We start from the raw sequence: 12,008 nt of genomic DNA, 5'->3' as shown, positions 1-12,008 counted from the left end.
CTACCGCGAGAGCGGTTTCGTCCCTGTCCCGCACAGCGGCTACTAGCCAGGCTGTAGGTGAATGTCCGCTACAGAACGCTCAGCGGTCAAAACCCAGCGATTGTGTCACCGACGGAACCCAACGTTTTATGGAATAGGAAATCGCGCCCCGAGTTCCTCGAGTTCAAGCTTGGACCGGACATGAGAGATCCGACGGGATGATCGTGGCCTGCAAGCGTATTGAAGACTTGCCGGTCGTCACTCGTGGCCGAGGCCATCAGCTTTGGCGCGCTTGTACGATGCCTCATGGGTCAGCGGCACGAGCAGGCGGCGGCTGCCCACGAATTTTCCTGGATGGGCCCGGGACACGGCCTCGGACTACCAGTTCGTGATCGATCCGTCCTCTCGGCGCAGCATCGGGGGATCAACAAAGGCGAATTCGGCCCGCTTCAGGTAAGCCTCATCGACTTCCACCCCCAGACCTGGCTCGTCGGGGACCACATACATCGCGCCCTCGAGCTGCATCTGCTTCGGCGCGACATTCACATCGTCGAAGCCGAGTTGCTCCACGGGCGACGCGCGGCATTCGAGCCAGGCGAAATTCGGCACCGCAGCGGCGAGATGCACGCTGGCAGCCGTGCAGACCGGCCCGAGCGGGTTGTGGGGCATGAGATCGACATAGCGGATCTCGGCCATCGCAGCGACCTTCATCGCCTCGGTGAACCCGCCGATGTTGCAGATGTCGAGACGCGCGTACTGGATCAAATCCAGCTCGAAGAAAGGCTGGAACGCCCATTTCGAGGAGAATTCCTCGCCGAGCGCGAAGGGAATCGCCGTCATGCTCCGCAGAGCCGCGTAGGCCGGGGGCGCCTCGTCCCGGATCGGCTCCTCGAGAAAGTCGAGTGTCCCGGACGGCATCTTCTGGGCAAAGTTCGCGGCTTCGGCAACGCTCAGTCGATGGTGGTACTCAACACCGAGCACGACGTCCTGACCGATCGCGTCGCGGACCCTTGCCGCCCATTCGGCTGTCGCCCCGATCGACGGCCGCGGCTCGAACGTCCGGGTGTTGTCCTGGCCATCGGCGTTGAGGCGGATACAGGCCCACCCGGCCTCGCGGAGCGCCAAAGCCTGTTCGACCATGCCCGGTCCGGCCGGCGCGGTCGTGGTGCCGAAGACCGGCACGCGGTCGCGGTGGCGTCCCCCCAGAAGCTGATGGACCGGCACACCGAGCGCCTTGCCGCGAATATCGTGAAGCGCGATGTCAATGGCCGAGATCGCGGCGCAGAGCACGCGGCCGCCCTCGAAGTACTGACTGCGATAGAGCCGCTGCCAGATGGCGCCCGCCTGCATCGGATCGCATCCCTGCAGGATATGGGCGTAGTGCTGGATCGCTCCGGCGACGGCGAGCTCGCGGTAGGACAGACCCGACTCGCCCCAGCCATGGAGCCCCCCGTCGGTCTCCACCTTCACGAGGAGCTGGTTGCGCACGCCGACGCGGACCGGGTACGGGGTGATCGAGGTGATCTTCATCTTGCAGCGGCGCCTGCCTGCCGAAAGACGGTCATGACTCGCGCGCGGCCCACAACAGCCCGCGGCACAGGATCTCCTTCATCTGCGGCTGCTCGAACTCGGACGCCACGTGTCCCAACGCCGAGTAGAAGACACGCGCCGCGCCGTAGCGGTGCTTCCACACCACCGGCATGACGGTGCCCTTCGTCCAGGGCGCGTGGGTGCCGTTGAAGGTCGTTGTCGCCAGCACCTCGATCCCCGGATCGACATGCATGAAGTACTGCTCGGAGCGATAGTCGAAGTCGCCGATGCCCGCCACGATCGGATCATCGGGGCGCGTGATCTCGACCCGGTAGTCGATGATGTTGCCCGGATGGGCGACCCACTGACCGCCGACCATGAACTGATACGCCGGCTCCATCCGGAACGCATCGCCCATGCCGCCGTGAAAGCCGCCCAGGCCGGTGCCCGCCTCGACCGCCGCGATCAGGTTCTGCAACGCCTCCTTGTCGATCTGCACCTGCGTCGTCATCGGCACGATCAGGTCGTAGCGGCCGAGATCGTCCTCGGCCAGCACGCCGGTGCCCGCCTCGCGCCGGACGTCGATGCCCTCGTCCGCCAGCATCCGCTCGACAATGGCCGAGGTTGCCTCGGGTTCGTGGCCGTCCCAGCCACCGTAGAAAATCAGTGCCTTGGTCATGCCGTCTCCATCGTCTCGATCCGGCCGGTATGGCCGCCGGGGGCAAGCGGCGCGGGCCGCTCGCCGGGTGTCGATAGCGTCACCGCCGTGCCGCTCTCGGCCGAGGCCAGGAGCGATTCCATCACGTCGAGCGCATGCAGCGCGAGTGCGCCAGAGGCGCGGTGCGGGCGCCCCTCGGCGATGCCGGCGGCCATGTCCGCCAGCCCCAGTCCGCGATAATTGCCGTCGCCGTGGGCGTGACTGGTCTCCTGCGCCTGCCAGTCGCTGCCGAACAGCTCGACCGTGCCATCGAAGCGGTTCGGGTCGGGGATCAGCAAGGAGCCCTCGGTGCCGTAGAGCTCCAGCGGCATGTGCCGGTGCGCCCTGACGTCGAAGCTCGTGACGATCTGCACCAGTGCGCCGCTGGCGAATTCCATCACGCCTGTGATGTGGGTCGGCACCTCGACCGGCACCTCCTCGCCCGCGCGGGGGCCGGTGGCGATTGTGCGCGTCTCGCGCCCGCGGGCGGCCATGGCGGTGACCCGCGATACCGGGCCCAGCAGGTTCACCATCGCGGTGACGTAATAGGGGCCCATGTCCATCAGCGGCCCCGCCCCGGCCCCGGCGTAGTAGAAGTCGGGGTTGGGGTGCCAGCGCTCGTGCCCCGCCAGCATCAGCGTCGCGGTGCCGGCGGTCGGCCGGCCGATCCGGCCCGCGTCCACCAGCGCCCGCGCGGTCTGGTGCGCGCCGCCGAGGAACGTGTCGGGCGCGCAACCCAGTCGAAGCCCCCGCGCCGCGGCGGCGTCGGTCAGCTGCCGCGCCTCGGCCACGCTACCGGCCAGCGGCTTTTCGGAATAGACGTGCTTGCCCGCCGCGAGCGCGGCGAGCCCGACCTCCACATGGGCGGCCGGAACCGTCAGGTTCAGCACGATGTCGATGTCGTCGCGGTTCAGCAGCGCGACCGTCCCCATCGCGGGCACGCCGTGGGCCGCGCCCTTCTCGCGCGCGGCCTCGAGGCGCTGGTCTGCAACCGCCCGCACCTCGAGCTGCGGGAACAGCGCCGCGTTCTTCAGGTAGATGTCGCTGATGACGCCGCAGCCGACAATACCGATACCAAGGGTGGTCATGCGTGGGTCTCCATGCGGTCCGCCTCGGGCGCCGCAGTCATGAAAATTTCCGGTCACACGCTGTGCAGAGCGGCGCGCGACGACAGCGTGCCGTCGTTCAGACCGGGTGGACGATCCGCCAGGAGCACAACAAATGCCCTGCCTGGCGATGCGGCGGGGCTGCGGCCAGCCGTTCGGACTCAGCGGAAATCCCAGGCCTCCTGGATTTGCGCCGCACCTTCTTCGGGCGTGATCGCCCCCTGTGCCAGGTCCGCCGAAACGTCGTTCACGGTCGCGCCCACCGACGCCCCAAGGTACTGGTCGAGGAAGACCTGGAAGGTGTCCGACTCGGAGATCATCTGCGCGACCTCGCGCTTGAAGGGGTTGGCGATCGCGCTGCGCGCGCCCTCGACCACGGGTATGAAGATGTCCTCTTCGGCCGCGAAACGCTGGTACTCCTCTCCAATCATGAAGGCGAGGAACGCGACGGCTTCGGGACTGGCGTCGTTCGAGGCCACCCAGCCGTTGATGCCCCCCAGAACCGCGGACCCGCCGCCCTCGGCGACCGGGTCGGCAATGACCGGGAAGCTCAGCATCGCCAGGTCCTCGTCCGGAACCCCCTCCCCCGACGAGGAGCGATCCCGCGCGACGGAGTAATCCCAGTCACCCATGAAATGAAAGGCGCCCTTGCCGTCCCCGAACAGGCCGCTCGCGTTGTCCGCGGTCGTTGCCATGAAACCGGGCTGGAACGGATCGAGCGCGACCAACTCCCGCATGTCCCGGCCTGCGGCAGCGAACGGCGCGCTCTCGAAGCCTTCCCCCGCGCCGGCCATCGCATCGGGGATCACCGTCGGCCCACCCTCGCGGAGAACGAGGTAGCTCCAGTAGAAATTCAATGGCCACTTGTCCTGCCCGCCGGCGATGATCGGGGTGATATCCGCCTCCTTGAGCTGCCGCACCGCGGCAAGGAAGTCGTCCCAGGTCTCGATCTGGGTGTGATCGACGCCCGCCGCCCCGGTCAGTGCCGTGTTCGTCCACAGCACGACCGCCCGGGCGAAGAGAGGCAGCCCGACTAGGTCGCCATTCACGGTATAGGCCTCGAGGGCGGCCTGCGGAAAGCTCTCGAGCACCGCCGCCTCGATCTCGTCCCCGATCGGGCGGGTGAACCCTGCCTCCACCTGGTCGACCAGGGTCTCGCCGCCCCAGCTGAAGAAGATGTCGGGACGGGTGTTAGATTGCAGCAGGGTCGGAAGCTTCGACTTGTAGGCCTCGCCTGCATAATACTCGAAGATCACGTCGATCTCCGGATGCGCTGCTTCGAAATCCTGCTCGACCTTCCCGTAAAGCATGCTCTGCCCCTCGGTGGGCTGCACGCCGACGATCCTGATCTCGCTCTGCTGCGCCGTGGCCACGGTCGCGCTCGCGACCAGGGCCGCGATCGCGGTCATGTGGTATCTCATGTCTTCCTCCCTTGCTCGACCGCGCGTCCCGGCGACAGGTCCCGCGTGATCCGCGTCCGGCGTCCTCCTCCCGGGCGCCGCCCCCGCCGTCAGGCCGCGACGCCCCCGCTCAGCCGAAACGGCATGGACCGCTCTGTCGGATCGCCGCCCTTACACAGGCTTCCACACATATTACACATAATCAAGACAGCTTTCTACGATCATCCATCTGGATTATGCTTGGGCGCACCCAGCTGGAGGCCCCGATGCCGGACGACCTGAAAGAGGGCGAGGATCAACCCCGACCCGCGCTCGGACACGCGGAGCCGGTCGCCGTCCGGATTCGAAGCGACATCGCCACCGGACGGATTCCCGCCGGCGCGCGCCTGAAGACCCAGGAACTGGCGGCCCGCTACGGCACCAGCATCAACCCGGTCAGAGAGGCCTTGCATCAACTCAGCGGCGAAGGCTTCGCGCAGATCGAGAAAAACCGCGGCGCACGCGTCCGGGAACTCGACGAGACCCTGGTGCGCAACATCTACGACATCCGTGCGCTGATCGAACCCTACATGATCCGTCTCTTCGTCAGCCACGCGACCGAGACAGACATTGCTCGACTCACCGATCTACAGGAGCGCATCGAGGCCCAGACCGACCCCGACCAGTCCGAACTGCGCGCCCTGGACGCCGCGTTCCACGAGATCACCTATGCGGGGCACTTCAATTCCGAAGCCCTGACCATCTTCAATCGCCAAAGCCAGGTCGTGCGCACCCTAGGCATGCGCTTTCCCGCAAGCCCCGCCCGCCGCACGACCCAGAACCGCGAACATCGCGCCCTGATCGACGCCATTTCCGCAGGCGACGAGGAGAGCGCCGCGGACATCGTCCGGCAGCATTGCCGCGGGGCAGAACGCCACCTGCGAGAACAGCTGCGCCGAGGACAGGAGTAATCCACGGTTTTTGTCCAGATCGGTAACTGCCGTTCGTCGAAGGTCAGCAAACTCCAGCGCAGCCGCCTCTCGGACAAGCCGCAGCGGAGATCGGAGACGAGCGTGTAGTACCTGCGTTTTCGGTCAGCACCATCCACTGCGTTGCCCACCGTGGTAACGCCGTGCAAGGCTCTCCGCGATGAGCACATCGCCGACGTCTTGGCCATCGACCAGTAGGCTGCCCAGACCGCGCCCGTAGCGGTCACGCCCAGCTTTGACCCTGAGTTCCATGGATGAGGCGGCGTCGATCATGGCTTGCAATCGCGCTGTGGCGCGGTTTCCAAGGGCCTTTTCAATCTCACATGCGGCATTGCGCACCTCCGGGGTATCGTAGCCCGTCAGCCTATAGTTAAGCCCCTGAAATTCGACCGTATCCCCGTCGATAACTCGCAGAGCCGCTGCGGTGACAGCGACCGGCCCCGTGACGCTCTGAGCGGGTCGCGGTGGGGTGTGGGGCTGGTTCAGCAGCACCGCCCCCAGCAATAGCGCTGCCGGACCCACAAGCCATCCCACTTGCTGTAGGGATGGGCGTGTCATTGGTTTGCAAGGACGATCAGTGCTCCGATCCCGGATAGGACAAGCATAATCCAGCCCCACCCACTGTCAGACAACGGCGTTGTGTGCGGTCGTCCACCCCGGTCGAATGTCCAATGATCCACGGTGCGCATTTCTTCAACCGCGTCGGTCCGTTTAATGTGAACCTCATGCTGCTGTAGGCGTATTGTCGATGTGATTCCCTTGATAGTATCTGCGTGCATGACTCGGTCGCGATCAAGTTGGGCCATCATCGCAGCAGACGCCGCCTTCTTCGCATCGAATGTCACCTGCATTGAGTGCTTGAAAAGCCGCTCTGCAACCGCAGCGTCCTCACCCGATAACCAATCGAATTGCCGTTTGATGGACGTGTCGATACCCACATCCGACAGGTATTCAAAGCACGTCTCATCTACGAAGCGCACCACATCCGCAGGATCGGTGTCCATTGGCACCAGTACGTAATTTGTATTCGAGTTGCCCGCCTTTTCGAATAGGCCCTCTACGATCCTCAGCTTCAGGTCGATGGGCATGATCGGTGGCAATAAGTCAAAAAGCCGACCAGCGATGAGCCCACTCATCTGGCGATCGCCCGAACGCCATCGTGGGAAAGTTTGCTCGGCGTACGCGCGCTTGTCCGAGCCGAACTTCCTTTCGTATCGATCTAGCACGTCCGCAAGCCGCTCGTGATCCAGATCCAAGAAGAACGCCTTTACCTCTTGGTCCATACCTCTGAGGCGCTCAGACAGCGCGTGAGCTTCAGCAATGTGCCGTCGTGCGGCTTCGTGCCCGTCGGAGCGGGATGAGTAGCTGCCGCGCTTGTAGGTGCCGCTACGGCGGCGTCTTGCCATCCTAGCCCCTCATCATCAGCACGAGGCGATCAAGAAGGCCTAGTACCCCGAAGCGGGCGTCCAGAACGATGGCGTCATGTTCCAATTGGACGGTTCTTCGGCTCTTGAAGGAGCCGCCTTGCTCCGCGATCAGCGACCCGTTGGTTATGAGGTCTGCCGTCTCCTTGGTGAGGCGGTCACGGTCTGCGGCGGAATGGGAAGTGAAGTGTTTTGTTGCCACTGCGTCAGCTGTGTCGCCCGCCTTGAGGTAGATCGTCTTGGGCATCAGCCACCGATGACGGAGGTGAGTATCAACAGCACGACGATGCCGCCTCCAATGTAGAGCCAAGTGGAGGTGTCTTTATCGACTCCGCCACGGCGTGCCTCATCGGTATTACCCATGAGCACTTCGGTTTTCCCCGCCTTGTTCTCGATGGTTTGGCGTAAGGATACCGAATCGCCCGACTCCGACATCCGGCGGGTCACCTCAGCCATGTTGCCGACCGCGATTGAGGTTGTCTGTAGGTCAAGCTGGTTTTGCTGCACTGCGGCTTGGAGGTCGATTTTCTTCATTGCGGCGTATCTACGAAGTTCCTCCTGCGTTTCGGGAGAAAGGGCGGAAATGTCCACCTCACCGGACGCAGGGTCCACCGACACAAGCTCCTTCTGCTCGCCGTTGGGCTCTATGTCGTTTCCCATCGCAATTCCTCAAACACTGTAGGATCAAGTTCGCACGGGCCGGTGCAGCCGGCAAGGAGTTCAGGAAATTACCGGTGAAAACGTGGCGCACCCAATTTGTATGTCTCCCACGGATCGCCGCTCAAGCGAGCCGCGTCGAAGGTCGGAAGCGAGTCCTTTGCCTTATGCTGCGGACGGGCTTTTATGCCATCGGGGGGCGGTTACACCCATCATCAAAGCCGTCGACCAGGCTCCTCGCGGAGGCGGGAGATGCAAGCCAGTCTGGCAATTCACTTCGACGGTGCGCCGAACGCCCTCCTGTAGGCGGTTGGCGTGTTGCCTGTTTCTGCCCGGAAGGAACGCGAGAAATGGCTCTGACTGGAAAAGCCGCAGGCGAGGGCCGTGTCCAGCAGCGCCGCGCGACCGCGCAGCATCGCCTTGGCCCTCGCAATGCGTCGAGTCGTGATCCAGGCGTGCGGCGACATCCCTCGAGACGCTTTGAACATGCGGCAGAGATGGAACGGCGACAGCCCGGAAAGACCTGCGAGTTCCGCGAGCTTGATGGACCGTTCGATATTGGTGTCGATGTATTCATCGATGCGGTTCAGTGTTCGAGGCGCAAGGCCACCGCGCAGCACCGGTGAGCCTGCACCGAGCTGGCTCACCAGTTCGGCAACAGCCGTGTCTGCCAGCATCGCATCGCCGGTGTCCGCCGCGCGCGCGAGGCACTTCAGAGGGGCTGCCATCCGCGGCAGGTCGGCGAACGTCGCCTCCTGGAGATCGAGGGTGCGCGCGTCGCGGTCATGAACCTCGGCGAATGCCAGCCTCAGGCGGTCATCCGGCATGTAGAGGTGAACGAAACGGCACGGCTTCCCGATCTGCCACGCGGATGTCTGCCCCTCGGGCATGATGCAGATCGTTCCGGGGCCTCCGGGCTCCGAAGTTGCGTCCAGCCGGCGATTTCCACCGCCCCCTTCGATGTAGTAGCTGAAAGTGTGACTTCTCGGCGCCTCGTAGAGGACCCGATCGTTGCCGTTCTCCCAGATCGCGACTGTGCGGCCTCCACCGATGTCGAGGGTCCTCGTGGCGCGGGCGACAGGCGATCGTTCCAGAACTTCGCGGACGTCGTGGGTCATGGAGCCTTTTACTCTGGCAGCGGCGCTTTGGGAATGTACCGGCCCGACTATGCCGCAAGATCGTGCAAAGGCAGGTCGGGCGATTGCGGTATGTCGAACGGAAAAGGAGCCCGACCATGAGGACCCCCGTCCTGTTCTCTGCCACCGTCCTCATCTGGGGAACCACGTGGATCGCGATCTCGGCGCAGGTCGGGGGTGCCCCGGTCATGGTATCGATTTTCTACCGGTTCGCCTCTGCCGGCATCCTGATGATCGCCGGGCTCGCGATCTTGAATCGGCTGAGACGCCCGGCAGCCTGGCGGTTCGTCATCATTCAGGCGGTTTGCCTGTTCTGCCTGAACTTCGTCGGTCTTTACAACGCGGCAGCCAGCATACCCTCCGGTCTGGTCTCGGTCATTTTCTCCCTCGCCTCGATCTTCAATGCGGTGAACGCGCGGATCTTTTTCGGTGATCGCGTCAGCCCGAGAGCGGTTTTCGCCGGGGTTCTGGGGGTCGCGGGCCTGACACTCATGTTCTGGACCGACCTCGCGGTTTCCCTCGACGGCGACGTGCTTCGCGGCGTTTGCTGGGCTGTCTTCGGGACCGTGGTCTTCTCGCTCGGAAACATGGCGTCGCGGAAGAACACCTCGCTTGGTGTCACACCGGTCACCGCAAACGCATGGGGCATGGGGATCGGCGCCCTCGCCGTGCTTGCACTCATGGGCGCTACGGGGGAGCGGCTGGTCGTGCCCTCCGGAGATCTATACTGGTCGGCTATGGCCTATCTCTCTGTCGTCGGATCGGTGGCGGGCTTCACGGCCTATCTCGTACTCGTCGGGCGCATGGGCTCGGCGGGCGCAGGTTATGCAACAGTCCTCTTCCCGATCGTGGCGCTCACGGCCTCCACCATCCTGGAGGGGTACAATTGGACCCCGACCGCCGCGCTCGGCGTCGGGCTCGCCTGTCTTGGAAACGTGGTGATGTTCGGAAATTTGAAAGCGCTCAAACGGGTCTCGCGCCACTGCCGTGATCCGCGGGAAGCCGAGCATCGCGCTTGATTGCACCTTGGCTCAAGATCCATCTCGGAGCATGTTTTGATCTACCTGAATGCGGCAAGTCACGGGTGGCCATCCGCGCAAACCTTTCAGTCGATGGTCCGCCATCTCGAGGCCGCGAGGGACCGCGGCCCGATTGTTGCCGCGTCCGGCAATGAATGCGCGCCGCGCGCCGCTGCTGCGCGGATGATCGGCGCCTCGCGGGAGGATGTGGGCTTTGCCCCGTCGACTTCGCATGCCTGGACGGCGGTCGTCGCGCATCTCGAGCTGTCGGGACGCCGCGTACTCGTTGCGCCCCACGAATGGGGCGACAACGTCCGCCATCTCAAGTCGCTTTCTCGGCGTACCGGCATGAGGGTCGAGATCCTGCCCGAACTGGAGTGGCGGTCGCCGGATCTTTTGGCCTGGTCCGACCGGATCGATGATGATGTCGCGGCTATCTTCGTGCCTATGGTCACCAGCGTTCAGGGTATCAGATATCCGGTCGAGGAGATCGCGGCCCTGCCGCGGCCGGCCGAAACCAGGCTTGTCATAGATGCGGCACAGGCCCTCGGGCAGATGCCGGTCGACGTGCAGCGCCTGTCTTGCGATGCGCTCGTCGGAACCTGCCGCAAGTGGCTCCGGGGGCCCCGCGGGACGGCCCTGTTCTGGCGGCATCCGGGCCGGATGGGGCACATGGACATAAGGGATGTCGAACCTGCGGATCTTAACCCGGCCCTGCTGGCCGGCGTGGAGCAGGCCATCGAGGAATATCTCTCTCGGGGCGGGGACAACATCGAGCCGTGGCTCGGGCCGCTCCGCCGCCATGCCATGGAACGCGCGGCGGCGCTCGGACTGGACTTCTTCGGAGCTGTCCCCCCTCGGACCGGAACGATCTGCCTGGCGGTGCCGACAGTGCTTGCGGACAAGGTGCGCCTTGGCCTCGCCGCCGAGGCGGCGATCGTGAAATGGCCGGACCATGCCCTGTCCGAACCGCATGCGCCGGAGGTTTCCGCCGGCGCCGTGCCGCTGCGGCTGTCGCCGCATGTCTACAACGACCTCTCGGATCTCGACGTCGTCTTCGACCGGATCGCATCGGCCATCAAAGAGCGTTCAAGACGGTGATGCCCCGGCGAGGAGCCGCGCCTGTCCGAAATGATCGAGCACCGCCCGGATGCGGGCCGTGCCGCGCAGGTCCGGATGGGTCAGCATCCACAGATCGACCGAGAGGGCGTCGATCGGCGCGCCGACCTGCACCAGCTCAGGGTCGGGTCCTCCGAGGTAACATGGCAGGATGCCGACGCCGACCCCGGCGCGGATGGCGGCATGGATCCCGAGGACGCTGCTCATCCGCGCGACACATGCCTCGTCGAGCCCGGCTTGCCTGAACCACGTCGTCAGCTGTCCGTAGCCCATCGCGTCACCCGGTCCGACCCAGGGAAGACCGCGCCGGTCGACCGCCGCTGCAGGCGCTGTGGCGCGGTGAGCATAGACGGCCTGATGCACCATGCCGAGTTTGCGCCCGAACAGGTGATCCTCCGGTGCCGCGGCGGGCCGAAGCGCGACGTCCGCCTCGCGGCGCGACAGGTCCGAGACCGCGTTCGACGCCGTGATATCGAGGACGATGTCCGGCTGCGCGCGTCTGAACCGGGCGATCTCGGGGGCAAGCGGTCCGACGAGAAGGGTGTCCGTCGTTGAGAGCCGCACGGTGCCGGAGGGCCGCAGATCGCGTCCTGCGACGCGCCGCTCGACCTCGTTGGTCAGATCGGCGACGCGCCGGGCGGTGGCCACCACCTCCTCGCCGGCCGCCGTCGGCACGTAGCCCGACCGCAACCGCTCGAAGAGGCGCACGCCGAGCCTTTCCTCCACCGCATTGATCCGGCGGAACAGCGTGGGGTGGCTCACGCCTGCGCGGCCGGCCGCTTTCGAGAGGGAGCCGGCGTCGGCGATATGGAGCACGACCGCGTAGTCGCTCCAGTCCAGATTGTTGTTCATCTGTGCAAGAATTGCTTGTGATTTCTTCGGGCGACCTAGCGCATGTGAACATCTAGGTAAGGCCTGCACCGAAGATTGCAGGAGCATCGCCATGCACGCCCATATCGTTCATGCTCATCCC

13 protein-coding genes are annotated in these 12,008 nt (G+C 64.9%); 3 read left to right on the top strand and 10 right to left on the bottom strand.

Going from position 1 to position 12,008, the window contains the following annotated elements; genetic code table 11:
* Positions 1 to 357: 357 nt before the first annotated feature.
* The 4 genes from OCH239_RS20150 to OCH239_RS20135 all read right to left on the bottom strand — a co-directional run bounded on the left by OCH239_RS20150 (position 358) and on the right by OCH239_RS20135 (position 4,733).
* Positions 358 to 1,509, bottom strand: coding sequence for a mandelate racemase/muconate lactonizing enzyme family protein (locus tag OCH239_RS20150; RefSeq protein WP_037267000.1), 1,152 nt, complete (start codon positions 1,507 to 1,509; stop codon positions 358 to 360).
* 31 nt (positions 1,510 to 1,540) lie between these two features.
* Positions 1,541 to 2,188: a ThuA domain-containing protein gene (locus OCH239_RS20145; protein ID WP_037266998.1), complete on the bottom strand. Its 648-nt coding sequence runs from the start codon at positions 2,186 to 2,188 to the stop codon at positions 1,541 to 1,543.
* Complete coding sequence (locus tag OCH239_RS20140; protein ID WP_037266995.1) at positions 2,185 to 3,294, bottom strand: Gfo/Idh/MocA family protein; 1,110 nt, start codon at positions 3,292 to 3,294, stop codon at positions 2,185 to 2,187. Before OCH239_RS20140 ends, OCH239_RS20145 begins: the two co-directional genes overlap by 4 nt.
* Positions 3,295 to 3,473: 179 nt before the next feature.
* Positions 3,474 to 4,733 (bottom strand): ABC transporter substrate-binding protein, encoded by a 1,260-nt coding sequence (locus OCH239_RS20135; protein ID WP_037266993.1) that lies wholly within the window; start codon positions 4,731 to 4,733, stop codon positions 3,474 to 3,476.
* Positions 4,734 to 4,978: 245 nt separating this feature from the next.
* Between OCH239_RS20135 and OCH239_RS20130 the strand changes: the two genes are divergently transcribed.
* A complete protein-coding gene (locus tag OCH239_RS20130) occupies positions 4,979 to 5,662 on the top strand; it encodes a GntR family transcriptional regulator (protein ID WP_037266990.1) in 684 nt (227 codons plus the stop codon).
* A gap of 123 nt (positions 5,663 to 5,785) precedes the next feature.
* On the opposite strand, the gene OCH239_RS23970 is transcribed toward OCH239_RS20130, so the two are convergent.
* The 5 genes from OCH239_RS23970 to OCH239_RS20105 all read right to left on the bottom strand — a co-directional run bounded on the left by OCH239_RS23970 (position 5,786) and on the right by OCH239_RS20105 (position 8,879).
* On the bottom strand, positions 5,786 to 6,238 hold the full coding sequence (locus OCH239_RS23970) for a thermonuclease family protein (protein ID WP_051489662.1): 453 nt from the start codon (positions 6,236 to 6,238) through the stop codon (positions 5,786 to 5,788).
* Entirely contained in the window at positions 6,235 to 7,086 is an 852-nt protein-coding gene (locus OCH239_RS20120) for a hypothetical protein (RefSeq protein WP_157577996.1), read from the bottom strand. The genes OCH239_RS23970 and OCH239_RS20120 overlap by 4 nt, the downstream gene beginning before the upstream one ends.
* Position 7,087: 1 nt before the next feature.
* On the bottom strand, positions 7,088 to 7,351 hold the full coding sequence (locus OCH239_RS20115; protein WP_037266985.1) for a hypothetical protein: 264 nt from the start codon (positions 7,349 to 7,351) through the stop codon (positions 7,088 to 7,090).
* Positions 7,351 to 7,764: a hypothetical protein gene (locus OCH239_RS20110; protein ID WP_037266983.1), complete on the bottom strand. Its 414-nt coding sequence runs from the start codon at positions 7,762 to 7,764 to the stop codon at positions 7,351 to 7,353. Before OCH239_RS20110 ends, OCH239_RS20115 begins: the two co-directional genes overlap by 1 nt.
* Positions 7,765 to 8,033: 269 nt before the next feature.
* Positions 8,034 to 8,879 carry a helix-turn-helix transcriptional regulator gene (locus OCH239_RS20105; protein WP_037266980.1) on the bottom strand — a complete coding sequence of 282 codons (846 nt, stop codon included), beginning with the start codon at positions 8,877 to 8,879 and terminating at the stop codon, positions 8,034 to 8,036.
* Positions 8,880 to 8,995: 116 nt separating this feature from the next.
* On the opposite strand from OCH239_RS20105, the gene OCH239_RS20100 reads away from it, so the two are divergent.
* Positions 8,996 to 9,916: a DMT family transporter gene (locus OCH239_RS20100; RefSeq protein ID WP_051489661.1), complete on the top strand. Its 921-nt coding sequence runs from the start codon at positions 8,996 to 8,998 to the stop codon at positions 9,914 to 9,916.
* Positions 9,917 to 10,009: 93 nt separating this feature from the next.
* Complete coding sequence (locus OCH239_RS20095) at positions 10,010 to 11,017, top strand: aminotransferase class V-fold PLP-dependent enzyme (protein ID WP_157577994.1); 1,008 nt, start codon at positions 10,010 to 10,012, stop codon at positions 11,015 to 11,017.
* Here OCH239_RS20095 and OCH239_RS20090 read toward each other — a convergent pair.
* Positions 11,006 to 11,887 (bottom strand): LysR family transcriptional regulator, encoded by an 882-nt coding sequence (locus tag OCH239_RS20090; protein WP_037266974.1) that lies wholly within the window; start codon positions 11,885 to 11,887, stop codon positions 11,006 to 11,008. The genes OCH239_RS20095 and OCH239_RS20090 overlap by 12 nt on opposite strands.
* Positions 11,888 to 12,008 lie beyond the last annotated feature (121 nt).

Origin of the sequence: Roseivivax halodurans JCM 10272 (assembly GCF_000521785.1) — a bacterium.
Taxonomy (GTDB): Bacteria; Pseudomonadota; Alphaproteobacteria; order Rhodobacterales; family Rhodobacteraceae; genus Roseivivax; species Roseivivax halodurans.
Note: the sequence above shows the minus strand (reverse complement) of the source record. Positions and strands in the feature narration are given on the sequence as shown.

Bases quoted from the DNA above. Each gene is read 5' to 3' on its own strand.
- OCH239_RS20150 (WP_037267000.1), bottom strand. From the start codon at position 1,509: ATGAAGATCACCTCGATCACCCCGTACCCGGTCCGCGTCGGCGTGCGC.
- OCH239_RS20145 (WP_037266998.1), bottom strand. From the start codon at position 2,188: ATGACCAAGGCACTGATTTTCTACGGTGGCTGGGACGGCCACGAACCC.
- OCH239_RS20140 (WP_037266995.1), bottom strand. From the start codon at position 3,294: ATGACCACCCTTGGTATCGGTATTGTCGGCTGCGGCGTCATCAGCGAC.
- OCH239_RS20135 (WP_037266993.1), bottom strand. From the start codon at position 4,733: ATGAGATACCACATGACCGCGATCGCGGCCCTGGTCGCGAGCGCGACC.
- OCH239_RS20130 (WP_037266990.1), top strand. From the start codon at position 4,979: ATGCCGGACGACCTGAAAGAGGGCGAGGATCAACCCCGACCCGCGCTC.
- OCH239_RS23970 (WP_051489662.1), bottom strand. From the start codon at position 6,238: ATGACACGCCCATCCCTACAGCAAGTGGGATGGCTTGTGGGTCCGGCA.
- OCH239_RS20120 (WP_157577996.1), bottom strand. From the start codon at position 7,086: ATGGCAAGACGCCGCCGTAGCGGCACCTACAAGCGCGGCAGCTACTCA.
- OCH239_RS20115 (WP_037266985.1), bottom strand. From the start codon at position 7,351: ATGCCCAAGACGATCTACCTCAAGGCGGGCGACACAGCTGACGCAGTG.
- OCH239_RS20110 (WP_037266983.1), bottom strand. From the start codon at position 7,764: ATGGGAAACGACATAGAGCCCAACGGCGAGCAGAAGGAGCTTGTGTCG.
- OCH239_RS20105 (WP_037266980.1), bottom strand. From the start codon at position 8,879: ATGACCCACGACGTCCGCGAAGTTCTGGAACGATCGCCTGTCGCCCGC.
- OCH239_RS20100 (WP_051489661.1), top strand. From the start codon at position 8,996: ATGAGGACCCCCGTCCTGTTCTCTGCCACCGTCCTCATCTGGGGAACC.
- OCH239_RS20095 (WP_157577994.1), top strand. From the start codon at position 10,010: ATGGTCCGCCATCTCGAGGCCGCGAGGGACCGCGGCCCGATTGTTGCC.
- OCH239_RS20090 (WP_037266974.1), bottom strand. From the start codon at position 11,887: ATGAACAACAATCTGGACTGGAGCGACTACGCGGTCGTGCTCCATATC.